Annotated in this window: 12 protein-coding genes; 8 read left to right on the top strand and 4 right to left on the bottom strand. The window is 60.4% G+C overall.

What is annotated here, in order from left to right; genetic code table 11:
• Positions 1–53: 53 nt before the first annotated feature.
• A complete protein-coding gene (locus C8265_RS14720; protein WP_108484780.1) occupies positions 54–470 on the bottom strand; it encodes a DoxX family protein in 417 nt (138 codons plus the stop codon).
• Between the two features lie 98 nt (positions 471–568).
• Positions 569–1,501 carry a ring-cleaving dioxygenase gene (locus C8265_RS14715; protein WP_108484779.1) on the bottom strand — a complete coding sequence of 311 codons (933 nt, stop codon included), beginning with the start codon at positions 1,499–1,501 and terminating at the stop codon, positions 569–571.
• Between the two features lie 110 nt (positions 1,502–1,611).
• Here C8265_RS14715 and C8265_RS14710 point away from each other — a divergent pair, with 110 nt between their 5' ends.
• The 5 genes from C8265_RS14710 to C8265_RS14690 all read left to right on the top strand — a co-directional run bounded on the left by C8265_RS14710 (position 1,612) and on the right by C8265_RS14690 (position 6,625).
• Positions 1,612–2,511, top strand: coding sequence for a LysR family transcriptional regulator (locus tag C8265_RS14710; protein WP_108484778.1), 900 nt, complete (start codon positions 1,612–1,614; stop codon positions 2,509–2,511).
• A gap of 201 nt (positions 2,512–2,712) precedes the next feature.
• Complete coding sequence (locus tag C8265_RS14705; protein WP_108484777.1) at positions 2,713–3,744, top strand: NADP-dependent oxidoreductase; 1,032 nt, start codon at positions 2,713–2,715, stop codon at positions 3,742–3,744.
• A gap of 22 nt (positions 3,745–3,766) precedes the next feature.
• Positions 3,767–4,441 carry a type 1 glutamine amidotransferase domain-containing protein gene (locus tag C8265_RS14700; RefSeq protein WP_108484776.1) on the top strand — a complete coding sequence of 225 codons (675 nt, stop codon included), beginning with the start codon at positions 3,767–3,769 and terminating at the stop codon, positions 4,439–4,441.
• Between the two features lie 72 nt (positions 4,442–4,513).
• On the top strand, positions 4,514–5,110 hold the full coding sequence (locus tag C8265_RS14695) for an SDR family oxidoreductase (RefSeq protein ID WP_108484834.1): 597 nt from the start codon (positions 4,514–4,516) through the stop codon (positions 5,108–5,110).
• A gap of 90 nt (positions 5,111–5,200) precedes the next feature.
• Entirely contained in the window at positions 5,201–6,625 is a 1,425-nt protein-coding gene (locus C8265_RS14690) for a DUF6880 family protein (RefSeq protein WP_108484775.1), read from the top strand.
• 13 nt (positions 6,626–6,638) lie between these two features.
• Here C8265_RS14690 and C8265_RS14685 read toward each other — a convergent pair whose 3' ends face one another.
• Complete coding sequence (locus C8265_RS14685) at positions 6,639–9,458, bottom strand: FAD-binding and (Fe-S)-binding domain-containing protein (RefSeq protein ID WP_108484774.1); 2,820 nt, start codon at positions 9,456–9,458, stop codon at positions 6,639–6,641.
• 67 nt (positions 9,459–9,525) lie between these two features.
• Between C8265_RS14685 and C8265_RS14680 the strand changes: the two genes are divergently transcribed.
• Together C8265_RS14680 and C8265_RS14675 are read left to right on the top strand one after the other, a co-directional pair.
• Positions 9,526–10,434, top strand: a complete 909-nt coding sequence (locus C8265_RS14680) for a LysR family transcriptional regulator (RefSeq protein ID WP_108484773.1) — start codon at positions 9,526–9,528, stop codon at positions 10,432–10,434.
• Positions 10,435–10,505: 71 nt separating this feature from the next.
• Positions 10,506–14,099 (top strand): hydantoinase B/oxoprolinase family protein, encoded by a 3,594-nt coding sequence (locus C8265_RS14675; RefSeq protein ID WP_240611099.1) that lies wholly within the window; start codon positions 10,506–10,508, stop codon positions 14,097–14,099.
• 5 nt (positions 14,100–14,104) lie between these two features.
• Here the strand turns inward: C8265_RS14675 and C8265_RS14670 are convergent, their stop codons facing one another.
• On the bottom strand, positions 14,105–14,839 hold the full coding sequence (locus C8265_RS14670) for an SDR family oxidoreductase (protein WP_164512343.1): 735 nt from the start codon (positions 14,837–14,839) through the stop codon (positions 14,105–14,107).
• Positions 14,840–14,977: 138 nt separating this feature from the next.
• Between C8265_RS14670 and C8265_RS14665 the strand changes: the two genes are divergently transcribed.
• The gene (locus C8265_RS14665; protein WP_108484770.1) at positions 14,978–16,765 is read left to right on the top strand and encodes an ABC transporter transmembrane domain-containing protein; all 1,788 of its coding nucleotides are present in this window, start codon (positions 14,978–14,980) and stop codon (positions 16,763–16,765) included.
• Positions 16,766–16,847 lie beyond the last annotated feature (82 nt).

The raw sequence follows: 16,847 nt of genomic DNA, 5'->3' as shown, positions 1-16,847 counted from the left end.
TGATACACGGGCCTGACCTGAATGTCGCGGCCAATTGAACGGCAAATCCGGTCTTAGATGCCTTCGGAAACGGTCAGGCGACGGTTGCGCAGGGCATCAACGCTCCACGCGCCGGGGCCGGCGGCCACGATATAAAGAAAGACAAAGCTGAACAAGATCGCCGCATCGCCGCCGTTCAGCGGTGGGAAAAAGCTCTGTGGTGCATGGACCATGAAATAGGCCACGGCCATCATTCCCGACAGAACAAAGGCCACCGGGCGGGTGAAAAGGCCAAGCACCAACAAGGCACCGCCAAACAGTTCCAACACACCGGCAACCCATGGCAAGGTAAAGACGGCGGGCGAAAATTCGGACGCGGGAAAGCCCAAAAGCTTTTGCGATCCATGGGCAAGAAACAAAAGAGCCGTCATGATCCGCAAAATGCCAAGCATGCGGGGGGCCCATATGGTTTCAAGCTGTCGGGTGGTCATCTTATATCCTTCTCTTTGTCATGGTCCAAGCGGTCAAAGCGCGGGCCGAACCATCCGATCAACGTGTTGAACGCGTCGAAAGGTCCGGCCGTTTTGGTTTAGTCAGCAATTTCCGGCAGTGATTTTTCCAACCGGGCGCGCAGATGGGCGTGCTGATCGGGCAGTTTCAGGGCCTCGCCAAGATGTGCGACGTCTTCGTCGCGTGCAAATCCCGGCTCGTGGGTTGCGATTTCGAACAGAACACCGCCGGGGGTGCGGAAATAGATCGCCCAGAAATAATCGCGGTCGATCACCGGTGTCACATGCACGCCATGGGCCAGCAATGCCTTGCGCACTTCAACCTGGGCCTCTTTGGTTTTTACGGCAAAGGCGACGTGATGCACCGATCCGGCACCTTCGCGCGCTCTTGGGGCGTCGGAATCGGCCTCAAGATCGATGATATGGGCGCCATTGCCATCCGTGGCGGCAAGACGGGTCAGGTTTCCTTGTTGGTTGGTTTCCTTGTATCCCATGAATTTCAGCAATTCGGCGGTGGCCGCCGCATCGCGCAGATGCATGGTGACAGAATGAAAACCATAGATGCCCATATCCACCGGAACCGGGCCATCGCCGTAGGGCGTGCGCGGATCGCTCGCAACCTCGACCAAGGCAAACCCATCGCCGTCGGGACCATGGAAATTCAGGCGCTTTTCACCAAACCGTTCTGCGGTGGAAATGCCCTCGACAGCGGCGTTTTCAAGACGGTCCTGCCAAAATCCCAAACTGCCCTGGGGCACGGCAAACACGGTTTGTGACACTTCGCCTGTGCCGCGGTGGCCCTTTGGCATGTTGGGGAAGGGGAAATATGTCATCACCGTGCCGGCACCGCCGGTTTTGTCGCCGTAATACAGGTGATACACGTCTGGCGCGTCGAAATTCACGGTTTTCTTGACCCGGCGCAGGCCAAGAACGTTGGTGAAGAATGCGTTGTTTTCCTGTGCATCCGACGCCATCGACGTCACGTGATGCAGGCCGTTGATCTGGGTGAGCATGATGTTTCTCCCGAATGAATGTTTCCTTGCACCCAATATAGATCTGCGGATCATTTCCTTGAATGGCTATAATGTTGCATTCACTGTTGCGCCTAGTGTAACAATCGCCCATGGGAGAGTTGGAATCCATCCGTGTGTTTCTGGCCGTGGCCGAACAGCAAAGCTTTGCTGGGGCCGCGCGCCATCTGGGTATGACGCCAGCATCGGTCACGCGCACCATCGCCGCGCTTGAGGCGCGCCTTGGCGTGCAATTGCTGGTGCGCACGACGCGGCAGGTCTCGCTGACCTCGGCGGGGGCGGTTTATGCCGCGCGGGTGGCGCCCCTGGCCGACGGGTTGGCCGAGGCGGCGACCCAAACGCGCGAGGCGCAGGGCATCACCTCGGGGCGGTTGAGGATCAGTGCGCCCCTGTCTTTGGGCGTCAAGGTTTTGCCTGCGGTTCTGTCGCAATTCGCGGCGCTGCATCCCCAAACCACTGTTGACGTCAACCTGTCCGATGGATTTGTCGATATCGTGGAAGATGATTTCGATCTGGCGATCCGCGTTTCCGGCCCGCCCAGCGATAAATCGACGATCTGGCGCAAGATTTGCATGGTGCCCCGCCTTCTTGTTGCCACCCCCGGTTACCTGCGCGCGCGCGGCACACCGCAAGACCCCGATGATCTGGCCGATCACGAGTGTCTGGGGTATCGCGATGATTTGCGCGACGAGGTGTGGCAGCTTGCAAATGGTGGCGCGCGGCGCAGCCACCGGGCGCAGGGCCGGTTAAGCACCAATAACGGCGATCTTCTGGCGGGGTTGGTTTTGAACGACGAAGGCATCGCGCTGTTGCCGCGTTTCATCATTGACGGCGATCTGGCCGCCGGGCGCATGGTGGCGGTGCTGCCCGACTGGCGCACCCCCGAAATCTGGCTGACCCTGTATTATCCGCCCTACGAACAATTGCCGCTGCGGGTTGCGACCTTTTCGGATTTCTTCGAGATCTATGTCAGGGAAACCCGCCCCCTCTGAGCCACGGGCGCACACGGCGCGGTTACGTCAGGGCGCCCCGGTCCATCGCAATGGTCGGCCCTGTGCGGTGGCATTGCATTTGATCCCTGCGGCCATACCTAGGATTCAAGCCCCCGGCCGTAGTCGGTGGGCGACGCCGCATTCTGCGCGTCTTGCAAATACCACGACTGGCCATGCGCCGGTCTGAAAAAGGAATATCCAATGGCACAATCCGACACACAAAACCGTAAATTCGTTCTGGCCGAACGCCCCAAAGGCGCGCCCGATGAAAACACCCTGCGTCTGGAAACCGGCGATCTGCCCAAGGCGGGCAAAGGCCAGATGCTGCTGCGCAACGAATATCTTTCGCTTGATCCCTATATGCGCGGCCGGATGAGCGATGCGCCGTCTTACGCCGATCCGGTGAACATCGGCGATGTGATGGTAGGCGGCACCGTGGCACAGGTTGTGACATCGGATGTGGATGGTTTTGAAAAGAACGATTGGGTGGTCGCATTTGGCGGCTGGCAGGATTACGCGGTTTCTGACGGAACCGGCGTCATCAATATGGGCAAGGATCCGCAAAACCCATCCTGGGCGCTGGGCGTGCTGGGAATGCCGGGCCTGACCGCCTGGGCCGGGCTGATCCAGATCGGCCAGCCAAAAGAAGGCGAAACACTGGTGGTGGCCGGGGCCAGCGGCCCGGTTGGCGCGACCGTCGGGCAGATCGGCAAGATTTTGGGATGCCGGGTTGTCGGTATTGCAGGTGGCGCCGAAAAATGCGCCCATGTGGTTGAAAAGCTGGGGTTTGACGCGTGCATTGATTACAAGGCCGATGGATTTCCCGACGCGTTGAAAGCCGCCGTGCCAGATGGCATCGATATCTATTTCGAAAACGTGGGTGGCGCGGTGTTTGATGCGGTGATGCCGCTGCTGAATCCTTCGGCGCGCATTCCGGTATGCGGGCTGATTTCACAATACAACGCCACGTCGCTGCCCGATGGCCCTGACCGGCTGAATCTTTTGCTGGGCCTGGTTCTGCGCAAACGGATGACGATGCGCGGGTTTATCGTGTTTGATGATTTTGGCCACCTGTACCCCGAATTTTCCAAGCAAATGGGTGATTGGGTGAAACAGGGCAAAATCCAGTATCGCGAAGAAATGATAGATGGATTGGAACAGGCGCCCGCCGCGTTTGTTGGGCTGCTGAACGGCGAAGCTTTTGGCAAACGCGTTATCAAGCTGAGCGCCTGAAACATACACAAGGCAGTACCCGATGAAGATACTTATGGTTTTGACGTCGCACGATAAATTGGGCGACACCGGCAACAAGACGGGCTTTTGGCTCGAAGAGTTCGCGGCACCCTATTACGTGTTCAAGGATGCAGGGGCCGATATCACGCTGGCCTCACCCAAGGGCGGGCAACCGCCGCTTGATCCGTCCAGCGATACAGACGATGCCCAGACCGACGCCACCAAACGGTTCAAGAACGATGAAGCCGCGCAAAATGTGCTGGCCAATACCGAAGTACTGTCATCCATTTCGGCTGATGGATTTGACGCGGTGTTTTACCCAGGTGGCCATGGGCCGTTGTGGGATCTGGCCGAAGATGGCGACAGCACGGCGTTGATCGAAGCCTTCGCCACCTCTGATCGCCCGATCGGCGCGGTGTGCCATGCCCCGGCCGTGTTCAAACACCCCAAGGGCGCAAATGGCAAACCCTTGGTGTCGGGCAAGACCGTGACCGGCTTTACCAACACCGAAGAAGAGGGCGTGGGCCTGACCGATATCGTGCCGTTTCTGGTTGAGGATATGCTGAAATCGAACGGTGCCGATTATCAGAAGGGCAACGATTGGGCGTCGTTTGTGGTGACGGACGGTAAATTGGTAACCGGCCAGAACCCGGCCTCGTCCGAAGAGGCGGCGCGCAAACTTCTGACGCTGCTCTGATGTTGCCGGTCGGGGCGGTGAAACATGCCGCCCCGATCATTTGCCATTCAAGATAAATGTTTGGAGAAATTTATGAATATTCTTGTTGCAGGGGCTACCGGACAAACCGGCGTTCGGCTCGTCAATGAATTGATGGCCAACGGCCATAGCCCGATTGCGTTGGTGCGCGAATCCTCGGATACCAGTACTTTGCCGGGGGATATTACCCTGCGCCACGGGGATCTGACGGATTTACAGGACGGTGTGTGCGACGGCTGTGATGCGGTGATCTTTGCCGCCGGTTCGGGCAGCTCGACCGGCCCGGAAATGACCGACAAGGTTGATCGCGACGGTGCCAAACGGTTGATCGATCTGGCCGCCAAGGCGGGCGTGTCACGCTTTGTCATGCTCAGCAGTGTTGGCGCGGGCGATCCCGGGTCGGGCGGTGATATGGCGCACTATCTTCAGGCGAAACACGACGCCGACGAACATCTGATGGCATCGGGGCTTAGCTATGCAATTTTGCGCCCCGTGCGCCTGACCGACGAAGATGGCACACGCGACATGCGCTTTGGCGATCAGGTTGATGTAAAGGGCATGGCCGCGCGCGGCGATGTTGCCGCCGTTCTGGCCCGCGCGGTTGATGACGAAGATTGGCACAACCAGACATTGCTGATGCAATCCGTCTAGGGTGGATCATGGCGTGTGGCACCCCGGTGCCACGCGCCGCCAAATCATGACGCCGCTTCACTTTGACGGCGGCAAATGCCAAAATCAGCCATGTCAAAAAAGACCCTGAACCAAACCAACCTTGAGGCGCTGGGCGCGGCGCAGTTGGCCGCCCTGTTGATCGAGGTCAGCATGGGCAGCGCCGATATAAAACGCCGGTTGCGGTTAGAGCTCAGCCATAATCTGGGCCCTGCCGAATTGGCCCATGATGTGCGCAAACGGCTCGCGTCGCTTCGAAAATCCACCAGTTTCGTGGGCTGGCGCAAACGCAAGGCGCTGATCAAGGATCTTGAAACGCAAGTGGCGATGATCGTTGAGAAAATCGCACCCCAAGATCCGGCAGCGGCGTTTGATTTGCTGTGGCAGTTTATTGAAATCGCCCCTTCGGTCTATGGCCGGGTTGATGACAGCCGTGGCGATGTGGGTGATGTCTTTCGCGCCGCCATCACGCATTTTGAAACCATCGCGCCCCGCGCGGCGCTGAACCCCGATGCATTGGCCGATCGGGTGTGGGGCGTGGTTCAGGATAACGGATATGGGGAATGGGACGGTATCATAACCCGGCTTGCGCCTACCTTGGCCCAACCCGGCCTGAAACGGCTGACCGCCCATGTAAATGCATACGGCGCGGCACCCCTTGAGCCCGAATCCGATGAACACGAGGCACTCCGTTTCCTGCGCGATTTGCGGGGGCCAAACACCTATGCCGCCGAGCGCAAGGCGCGGTTCGTCAAAAGCTGTCTGCAAGAGATCGCCGAAGCCGCCGGCGACACCGCGGCATATATTTCGCAATACTCCGACGCCGATCTGCGGCGCAAGGATGTCTCGGCCGAGGTCGCGATGCTTTTGCTGTCCGAGGATCGCGCCGATGATGCGCTGGCGCTGTTGTCAAAATCCGCGCAGGATGGCCAGAGTTTTGGGCAGGCGGCGTGGGATGCGGCCTATGTCGCCACCCTGACGGCACTTGGCCGGGATGGCGATGCGCAGAGCCACCGATGGGCCTGTTTCCTCGCCACGCTCGATGAAATCCACCTGCGCGAACATCTCAAAAGGCTGGCGGATTTTGACGATGTCGAAGCCGAAGATCGCGCCCGGGCCCATGTTCTGCAATTTGAAGATTTCGCCAAAGCGTTGGAATTTTGTCTGACCTGGCCCGATCTGGTGACAGCGGCGCAGTTGATCGAGGCCCGCGCCGATGAAATAAATGGCAACGATTATATGCGCCTGACCCCCGCCGCCGAGGCATTGCGCCTGCGCCATCCGCGCGCTGCCGTGCTGCTTTGGCGGGCGATGATTGATTTTGCCTTGGGTCAGGCGCGGTCTTCGCGCTATGCCCATGCCGCCGCGCACCTTGCCGATTGCGCGTCACTGGATGGGGCGATCACCGACTACGGGCCATTCCCGACCCACGATACCTACGTTCAGACCCTGCGCGCGCACCATGACCGGAAAACATCGTTCTGGGCGAAAACCTGAGGGGCGGCACAGATCAGGGCGATTTGCCCAACAGATCGGCAATCAATGCCAGTGGATGCGCCAATTTTTCTTGGCTCAGCCGCCCAGCCTGGCAGCGGCACGAATAACCGGTGGCCGCCATTGCGCCCCCGGCGGCAACCGGTGCCGCCCATGACAGATCAAACAACCGTCGCGATACGGTTTGATGCCGGGCCTGATGGCCAAATTGCCCGGCCATGCCGCAACAGCCGGTGGCGGGCGTGTCCAGTTCGATATTCAGCGCCGCAAAAACCCCGTGCCACAACGCGCCGGTTTCGGGCAGGGCGGTCGCCTCGGTGCAATGGTTGAACAATCGGGCCTTGTCTGCGGTTGCCGCCTGCGGAAATTTTCGCCCGGCCTTGATTTCGGCGCTCAGAAATTCCTGTGGCAACAGCACTTTGGGCGGGGCAAACCCGGCGCTGGGATAATCCTGGCGCAGACACATCACAAACGCCGGATCAAGGCCCAGCATTGGCGCGCCGCTGATTGCGGCCTGTTCCAACGCGGCGCACAGGCGTTTCGCTATGGCCCGGAACCCGGACATATCGCCAAGGTTCAGGGCCGCCTTGCCCGAAGGGAGCATCGCCACCATCCGGGGCCGATAGCCAAGCGCGCGCAGCCCCGCAATGGCACCGCGCTGCGCGCTTTCGTCATAGAGCGCGGTAAACCAATCCTGCCAGATCAGAACCGTGTTTTCGGAGTGGGGGCCGGCCAATTCATCCACGGTGATCCGGTCGCCGCGGGGCAGGGGCCGCGCAATGCGGTCGGGCAGATCAACCGCCCCCATCAGCGGCGTTGCCAATGCGCGCAACAGCGGCCAGACCGGGCGCAAGGCGGGGGCAAGGCGCATTTGCACCGGGCTTGCGCGTTCGGCCAACAACGTCAGGCGGTCGGACAGGGGGCGTCTGTGGCGGCCATAGTAATCGGCATAAAAGGCACTGCGCATTTGCGGGATATCCACCTGCACCGGGCAGGATGTGGCGCAGGCCTTGCAGCCCAGGCAGGTGTCAAGCACGGCCAGAACTTCATCCTCGTTTACCGTTTGCGCCCCACTGCGCCAGGCGCGCAACACATCGGCCCGCCCTTTGGGCGATTGGCGCAGATCCGCGGTGGCCTTGAACGACGGGCATATGGGCGTTGCCGCCGCATAGCTGAGACATTGGGCATTGCCGTTACAGCGGAACGCCTTTTCCAACGGGTCATCTTCGGTGCTGTTGAACCGGCGAAACGGTGTGGTTGCAATGCCCATGACCGGATTCTTCCCGCTCACCAGCTTGCCGGTGTTGAACCGTTCGCCTGGGTCAAACGCGGCCTTTACCGCCTTAAGCGCGCTGTATGCTTCGGGGCCGATCCATTCTTCCAGAAATGCGCCGCGCACACCCTTGCCATGTTCGCCCCAAAAGATGCCACCATGTTTGCGGGTCAGATCGAACACATCGCGCGATACCCGCACCAACCGATCCCGGTCGGCGGTCCGATCCAGGTTAAGCGCCGGGCGGATGTGCAAACAGCCCACATCCACATGGCCATAGATGCCAAACCCTAAACCCTCGCCTTCCAGCAGGGCCAGAAAATCGGCAACGAAACCGGGCAGGTTTTCGGGCGGCACCACGCAATCCTCGACAAAGGCGACCGGGCGCGATGGGCCATCAACCTTGCCAAGCAGCCCCACACCGGCAGACCGGATCGCCCAAAGATCGCGGATTTCGGCGCGATCCCCGGCCAGATGCACCGACAGGATGCCGGGCAATCCGGCCAACCGCGCGCGGCACGACGCGACGCGTTCACCGATCACCGACAGATCGTCGCCGTTGAATTCGATAAACACATAGGCCACCCGCCCGCCATCCTGCGGCCTTAACGATTCGGGAAGGCGCGCCAGAATGCCCGCCGTTTCGGCCAAGTGTTGCACCCGTTCATCCATCACCTCGATCGCTGTTGGCTCATCCGCCAGCAATGGGGTGGCAGCGGCCATGGCGGCGGCGAAACTGTCAAACCCCGCAACGATCAGCCGCTTTTCCGCCTCGACCGGGCGCAGGGCCACCCGAATGCGGGTGATCGGGCCCAGCGTGCCTTCGGCGCCAAGAAATAACCGCCACCACTCAAACCCACCGGTTTCGGGGCAGGCGCGTTCCAGATCATAACCGGTAAAGCGGCGGTTGATCCGGGGTGTCGCGGCGATAAACGCGGCGCGCCCCGCGCGCGCGGCCATTTCGGCGCTTGCCAGCATCGCGCGCGCCCAATCGGGTGTCGGCAGGGTGGAATTCAACAGCCCGTCGGCGCGCGCGATTTCAAGGCCCAGAATATTGTCGGACGTCTTGCCATAGATGCGCGATCCCTTGCCCGATGCATCGGTCGACACCATGCCGCCAATGGTGCAGCGTGTCGACGTCGACGTTTCCGGCGCAAAGAACAGGCCCAGTGGGCGCAACTGATCATTCAGATCGTCCAGCACCATGCCCGGTTCCACCTCGGCCCAGCCTTCGGCGGCGTTGATCTGTAACAGGCGGTTCATGTGGCGGCGCGTATCCAGAATGACACCGGCGTTCAGGCTTTGCCCGTTGGTGCCGGTGCCGCCGCCGCGCGGCGTCAGGGTGAGGCCGCGAAATTCGGGCCGGTCCAGAACCCCCATCAGGCACACGATATCCTTGGCGTCATGGGGGGCGACGATCAGATCGGGAATGATCTGATAGACCGAATTGTCCGTCGACATGGCCGTGCGCAATGCGCCGTCGGTTTCAACCTCGCCGCGAAACCCCGCGCCGCGCAATGCATCGCATAAAGGGTGGGCCGGGGGCCGGGGAATAAACGACATGGCACGCTCGCTAAAAAAGGGATTGCCCATTGAACCACGAAATGGAAGATCGTAAAATCAGAAAGTAATGAAGATAAATTCGGAAAACACGAACCTGAATCTGCGCCACCTGCGTGCCATTCATGCAATCTGGGCCGAGGGCAGCTTTGCGCGCGCTGCGAACCGGTTGGGCGTGGTGCCATCCGCGCTGAGTGATGCGGTGCGCCAGATCGAAGAAATCATCGGCGTTCCCCTGTTTGATCGCCGTCAGCGGCCACCGCACCCCACGCCCATCGGGCTTGAGTTTCTGGTCGAAACCGGGCCGCATCTGGCCGCACTGGACCGGGCCACCGAACGGCTGCGCGCGGCGGCGGATCTTGATCGCGGGCGCTTGCGCCTTGGCGCGTCGCCCTCGGCGATTTCGTCAATTGTTGCGCCCGCATTGTTGCGGTTTCGCACGGCCCATCCGGCGATCGAAATCACGCTGGATGATGATATCGCCGAACGTCTGGCGCAAAAGGTTTCTCAGGGCGATCTGGATCTGGCGATTGCCGGGCCGGGCGAAGTTCCGGGCGATCTGGTGCAAACCGAACTGGCCCGTGATCCTTTTGTTCTGGCCTGTCGGCGCGATCATCCGCTGGCCCGGTCGGGGCGGGCGGTGCAGTTGTGCGATATTGCGCCAGACAGCCTGATTCACCTTGATGAAGATACCGGCACCGCGCGATTGTTGCGCAATCATCCTGCTTTGCCCGCGGATTTGCGCACCGGGGCGTTGCACGCAAAATCGACCATCGCGCAACTGTGTCTGGTGCGGGCGGGCATCGGACTTGCGCTTTTGCCGCGCGAGGCCGTGCGCCTGTTCAACGATCCCGATCTTGGGTGGGTCGAAATCGCGGATCTGGCGCTGTCACGGGTGCTTTATCTGTTGTTTCCCGCGCATCGCCCGCCCTCCCATGTGGCAACGCATTTTGCCGCACTTTTGCGTTCTGCGCCGTGAACGGTGGGGGGCGTTGAACATTGCCCGGCATTGCCGCAACAATGCGACACCAAAATGTGGGAGAGACAGGCGTGGATAAGAAAAAGTGGCAGTTCTGGGTGGATCGGGGCGGCACATTTACCGATATCGTGGCCCAAACCCCCAAAGGCGAATTGCTGACCCATAAATTGCTGTCGGAAAACCCCGAAGTTTACGCCGATGCCGCCGTTCATGGCATCAAAACCCTGTTGGGCATGGCGAGGGATTGCGCAATTGCACCCGGCCAGATTTCAGCGGTGAAAATGGGTACAACCGTGGCCACCAATGCATTGCTGGAGCGCAAGGGCGAGCGCACATTGTTGTTGATCACCAAAGGGTTGCGCGATCAGTTGCGCATCGGATACCAAAACCGGCCCCGGTTGTTCGACCTTGATATTAAACTGCCGGAATTGCTGTATGAACAGGTTGTTGAGGTTGATGAGCGCGTCAGCGCGACCGGTGAAATTATCACGCCGCTTGATTTGCAAACGGCCCGCGCGGCGCTGATGCGTGCTTATGACGATGGGTTTCGATCCGTTGCAATTGCGCTGATCCATGGCTACAGGTTTACAGATCACGAGGTTGCGTTGGGCGATCTGGCGGCAGAGATTGGGTTTCGCCAAATCTCGCTCAGCCACCGCGCCAGCCCTTTGATCAAACTGGTGTCGCGGGGCGATACGGCGGTGGTTGATGCCTATCTTTCGCCGATCCTGCGCCGCTATGTGGAACAGGTGGCCGATGCGTTGAATGCCGATGATGGGGGCTGTGATAGTCTGGTGTTCATGCAATCGAATGGCGGGCTGACCGATGCGCGGATGTTTCAGGGCAAGGATGCGATCCTGTCTGGCCCGGCGGGCGGGGTTGTGGGCATGGTGCGCACCGCCGCCGAACAGGGGTTTGAAAAACTGATCGGCTTTGACATGGGCGGCACATCGACCGACGTGTGCCACTATGCCGGTGAATTTGAACGCAGCTTTGAAACCGAAGTGGCAGGCGTGCGGATGCGCGCGCCGATGATGTCAATCCACACGGTCGCGGCGGGGGGCGGATCAATCCTGTCTTACAGGGACGGGCGCATGCAGGTCGGCCCCGAAAGTGCGGGTGCCAACCCCGGCCCGGCGGCGTATCGGCGCGGCGGGCCATTGACCGTGACCGATTGTAACGTGCTGTTAGGCAAACTTCAGCCCGATCAATTTCCGGCGGTTTTCGGCCCCGATGCGGATGAACCGTTGGACGCCGACATCGTGCGCGAAAAATTCACCGCCTTGGCGCAACAAATCGGGGGCGGGCGAACGGTTGAGGATATTGCCGAAGGATTCCTGCGCATTGCGGTTGAAAACATGGCCAATGCGATCAAGAAAATCAGCGTGCAGCGCGGCTATGACGTCACCAAATACACGATGAACTGTTTTGGCGGGGCGGGCGGGCAACACGCCTGTTTGGTGGCCGATGCTTTGGGAATGGAAAGCGTTTATATTCACCCCTTTGCCGGAGTCCTGTCGGCCTTTGGCATGGGGTTGGCCGATGTGCGCGCGATCCACGAACATCAGTTTGCCAAACCCCTGGGCGCGGTGGGCGCGGCAGAAACCGCGCTGGCCACACTGATCGAACAGGCAAAGGCCGAGGTGGCCGCCCAAGGCATTGCCGAGCGCGATATTCACACGGTCGCCATGGCGCATCTGCGCACCGATGGTGGCCATCAAACCCTGGCCGTGCCGTTCGGCCCCGCCGAGGATATGACCGCCGCCTTTGCCAAGGCCCACAAACAGCGGTTTGGCTTCGTGCCCGATTACGCCGATCTGATTATCGATCTGTTAACCGCCGAGGCGATTGGCACGACCGGCGCGGCGGTGACGTTGCCTGACACGAAAACCCAGGGGTCGTCGGCAATAACCGCGCCGATGTTCAGCCAGGGCGCGTGGCACGATGTGCCGCTGGTTGATCGTGCGAAGTTGGGCCGGGGCGAAACGGTGGAAGGCCCGGCAATCATCACCGAACCCACCGGCACCAATATTCTGGAACAGGGCTGGCAGGCGGAATGTGCCAGCGGCGGCAATCTGATCCTGCGCCGCACCGTGCCCCTGAACCGCCAAGAGGCGATTGGCACCCGGGTTGATCCGGTGATGTTGGAAGTGTTCAACAATCTGTTCATGTCGATTGCCGAACAAATGGGCGCGACCTTGGCCAACACCGCCTATTCGGTGAATATCAAAGAACGCTATGATTTTTCCTGTGCGATTTTTGATCAAGACGGCGATCTGGTGGCCAATGCGCCCCATGTTCCGGTGCATCTGGGGTCGATGTCGGAAAGTGTGCGCACGGTGTTGCGCCAGAATGCCGGTAAAATCCGCCCCGGCGATGTGTTCATGATGAACAACCCCTATAATGGCGGCACCCATTTGCCCGATGTTACCGTGATCACGCCGGTGTTTGATGAAAACGGTCGCGATATCATTTATACTGTCGCCTCACGTGGGCATCACGCCGATATCGGCGGCACCACCCCCGGATCGGGGCCGCCCGACAGCACCCATATCGAACAAGAGGGCGTGCTGATCGATAATTTCACCTTGGTCAGACAGGGGGCATTGCAAGAGCGGGCGGCGCGCGATTTGTTGGCCTCGGGCAAATATCCGTGCCGCAATATTGATCAGAACATGGCCGATCTTGCCGCCCAAATCGCCGCCAATGCCACCGGTGTACAGGAATTAACCAAGATCGCCGGGCAATTCGGCCTGAAAACCGTGCATGCCTATATGGGGCATGTGCAGGACAATGCCGAAGAAAGCGTGCGCCAGGTGCTCGATGTGCTGCACGACTGTGCGTTCACCTATCCGCTGGACAGTGGCGCACAGATCAAGGTGAAGATTTCGGTCGATAAGACCAAGCGCGAGGCGGTGATTGATTTCACCGGCACATCGCCCCAGGATCGGCTGAATTACAACGCGCCTTTGGCAATTTGCCGCGCTGTGGTGCTCTATGTGTTTCGCACCCTGGTTGGGTCGAACATTCCGATGAACGAGGGGTGTTTGAAACCCCTCAACCTGATCGTGCCACAGGGCAGTATGATCAATCCGGAATATCCCGCCGCCGTGATTTCGGGAAATACCGAGGTCAGCCAGGCGATTGCCGATACGTTATATGGCGCGCTGGGCGTGATTGCCGGCAGTCAGGGGACGATGAACAATTTCGTTTATGGCAATGACACCTATCAAAATTACGAAACGATCTGCGGGGGAACCGGGGCGGGCGATGGGTTTAACGGCGCAAGTGCGGTGCACAGCCACATGACCAACACCCGCATGACCGACCCGGAAGTGTTGGAAACCCGGTTCCCGGTACGGGTTGAGGAATTTTCCGTGCGCACCGGCTCGGGCGGGGCGGGGCAGTATGCGGGCGGGGATGGGGTGATCCGCAAATTGCGGTTTCTTGAAGATATGACCGTGACCACCCTTACATCGCATCGCAAAATCCCGCCCCACGGCGCGGCGGGGGGCGCACCGGGGGCCGTGGGGGAAAACAGTGTGGAACGCGCCGATGGATCGGTCGAGGATTTGGGCGGCAACAGTGAAATTCAGGTGCAGGTTGGCGATGTGTTTGTCATGAAAACCCCCGGCGGCGGCGGGTTTGGGCCGCCGCCGACTTAGGGCCGTCAGGACCGGTCTGATACGACATTGGTGCCACCGACCACCTGCTCGGTGGGCAGTAATTCAATCGTCGAGATGTTCACATGGGCCGGTGCGTTCAGCGCATAGGCAATGGCATCGGCCACGTCTTGCGCGCGCAACTCGGTGATGCCGGTTTTGCCCATCTGATCCAGTGTTTCGCGCTGCCCCTGGGCGGCCTGATAAAATTCGGTGCTGACCCGCCCGGGACAGATTTCAGACACGCGGATCGGGGTGCCGCGCAACTCCATCCTCAGGTTTTGGCTGATCATGTGCACCGCCGCCTTTGTGCCGCCATAGATCGCCGACACGCCGTTATGCAGCCCCGCAATCGAGCCGATATTCACGATATGACCGCGCCCGCGTGCGCGCATTCCGGGCAACACAAGTGCGCTCAGATGCAACAGCGCGGTCACGTTTGTGTCGATGGCCAGTTGAATGGTTTCGGGCGGCGCGGTTTCCAACCCGTCAATCCCGTGGCCCGCGCCTGCGTTGTTCACCAACCCATCGGGGGCAAAGGTCAAAATCCGATCGTGCAATGCGCGATGATCGCGCACATCCCCGGTCAGGGTATCACACCCCGTTTCTGCCGCCAGTTCGCTCAGCCGGTCGGCCCGCCGCCCGATGGCCAGCACCCGATCCCTCCCGGCGCACAATTGGCGCACGGTGGCGGCCCCGATGCCGCTGGTTGCGCCGGTTACGATTATGTTGCGCTGTGACAATGCTGCGCCCTCCTGATTTGATACAGAACGCACAGTGCCACGGCGTGCCTCATATGCAAGGGGCGACGTGACGCGCCAAGGGGAACTTGTTCCGCGCGGCCAAAGTGGGTAAGTGGCGCATAGAAAAGGTAGGGTGCGATGGCGGATAAATACAGCGAACAGGAACGCGAAAAGAGCAAGAAGATCGGCGCGCTGGCGTCGCTGTGGCCATTTTTGCGGCCCTACCGGGTGCTTTTGGGGTTGTCGATTGGTGCCTTGATCCTGACCGCCTGTGTGTCGCTGGTGCTGCCTTTGGCGGTGCGGCGCGTGGTGGACGGGTTTGAAACCAGCGCCGAGGCCCTGTTGGACAGTTATTTCTTTGCCGCATTGGCGATTGCCGGATTGTTGGCCGTTGGCACCGGGCTGCGGTATTATTTCGTGACCCGGCTTGGCGAACGGGTGGTGGCCGATATCCGCAAGGCGGTGTTTGACCGGGTGATCGGTATGTCGCCCACGTTTTATGAAAACATCATGACCGGCGAAGTCCTGTCGCGCATCACCACCGACACCACGCTGATTCTGTCGGTGATCGGATCGTCGGTGTCGATTGCCCTGCGCAACGCCCTGATTTTGGTGGGCGGCTTGGCGATGCTGTTTTTCACCTCAACCAAGCTGACGCTGATGGTGATGCTGATCGTGCCTGCGGTGATTGTACCGATCATCGTGCTGGGCCGCCGGGTGCGCGCGCTGAGCCGTGAAAATCAGGATTGGATCGGCCAATCGTCGGGCACGGCCAGTGAAACGCTTAGTTCTGTGCAGACCGTTCAGGCCTTTACCCACGAGGCGAAAAGCCGGGCATCTTTCGCCGATGTGACGGAAAAAAGCTATGACGCCGCGCGGCGCCGGATTTTTACCCGCGCGATCATGACGGTGATCGTGATTGCGCTGGTGTTTTTCGGCATCGTCGGGGTGTTGTGGATTGGTGCACGCGATGTGCGGGCCGATCTGATGACGGTGGGCGAATTGGTGCAGTTCGTCATTTATGCGGTGATGGTGGCCGGGGGCGTTGCCGCGCTTTCGGAAATCTGGAGCGAGTTGCAGCGCGCCGCCGGAGCCACCGAGCGGTTGGTTGAATTGCTCAATGCCGTCGATACGGTGCAAGACCCCGCCGCGCCCCTGGCGTTGCCCAAACCGGTGAAAGGCGCGATAACGTTTGACGATGTGGTGTTTCACTATCCTGCCCGGCCGGGAACGGCGGCGCTGAACGGTGTCAACCTGACGGTTGCACCGGGGGAAACCGTGGCCCTTGTCGGCCCATCGGGGGCCGGTAAAACCACGATCATCCAGTTGATACAGCGGTTTTATGACCCCGACAGCGGCACGATCACCCTGGATGGCATGAACCTGCGCGATATGGCGCGCGCCGATTTCCGCACCCATATCGCGCTTGTGCCGCAAGATCCGGTAATTTTTGCCGCCTCGGCGCGGGAAAACATCCGCTTTGGTCGCCCGGACGCCAGCGATGAACAGGTCGAACAGGCCGCCCGCGCCGCCGCCGCCCATGATTTTCTCACCGCACTGCCCCAAGGGTATGACACTTATGTGGGGGAACGTGGCGTCATGTTGTCGGGGGGGCAGAAACAGCGCATTGCGATTGCGCGCGCGATCCTGCGTGACAGTCCGGTTCTGTTGCTTGATGAAGCCACCAGCGCGCTGGATGCTGAATCGGAACGCGCCGTGCAACAGGCCGTCGAAACCCTGAGCGAGGGGCGCACGACCCTGATCGTGGCACACCGTCTGGCGACCGTGAAAAAGGCCGACAGGATCATCGTGTTTGATGCCGGTCAAATCATTGCCACCGGCACCCATGATGATCTGGTGTCCCAGGGCGGGCTGTATGCGCGTCTGGCGCGGTTGCAATTTACCGATGGGTTGGCGGCGGAATAAACCGCCGCCTTGCGCTGTTGCGCAAACCCTCCCATCTTGGTGTAAAGACATGCGGGCAAGGCGCGCATCACGGGGGGAGACG

This window comes from Oceaniglobus ichthyenteri, assembly GCF_003057885.1.
GTDB classification, from domain to species: domain Bacteria; phylum Pseudomonadota; class Alphaproteobacteria; order Rhodobacterales; family Rhodobacteraceae; genus Oceaniglobus; species Oceaniglobus ichthyenteri.
This window is presented reverse-complemented; position numbering and strand designations above follow the sequence as displayed.

Bases quoted from the DNA above. Each gene is read 5' to 3' on its own strand.
- C8265_RS14720 (WP_108484780.1), bottom strand. From the start codon at position 470: ATGACCACCCGACAGCTTGAAACCATATGGGCCCCCCGCATGCTTGGC.
- C8265_RS14715 (WP_108484779.1), bottom strand. From the start codon at position 1,501: ATGCTCACCCAGATCAACGGCCTGCATCACGTGACGTCGATGGCGTCG.
- C8265_RS14710 (WP_108484778.1), top strand. From the start codon at position 1,612: ATGGGAGAGTTGGAATCCATCCGTGTGTTTCTGGCCGTGGCCGAACAG.
- C8265_RS14705 (WP_108484777.1), top strand. From the start codon at position 2,713: ATGGCACAATCCGACACACAAAACCGTAAATTCGTTCTGGCCGAACGC.
- C8265_RS14700 (WP_108484776.1), top strand. From the start codon at position 3,767: ATGAAGATACTTATGGTTTTGACGTCGCACGATAAATTGGGCGACACC.
- C8265_RS14695 (WP_108484834.1), top strand. From the start codon at position 4,514: ATGAATATTCTTGTTGCAGGGGCTACCGGACAAACCGGCGTTCGGCTC.
- C8265_RS14690 (WP_108484775.1), top strand. From the start codon at position 5,201: ATGTCAAAAAAGACCCTGAACCAAACCAACCTTGAGGCGCTGGGCGCG.
- C8265_RS14685 (WP_108484774.1), bottom strand. From the start codon at position 9,458: ATGTCGTTTATTCCCCGGCCCCCGGCCCACCCTTTATGCGATGCATTG.
- C8265_RS14680 (WP_108484773.1), top strand. From the start codon at position 9,526: ATGAAGATAAATTCGGAAAACACGAACCTGAATCTGCGCCACCTGCGT.
- C8265_RS14665 (WP_108484770.1), top strand. From the start codon at position 14,978: ATGGCGGATAAATACAGCGAACAGGAACGCGAAAAGAGCAAGAAGATC.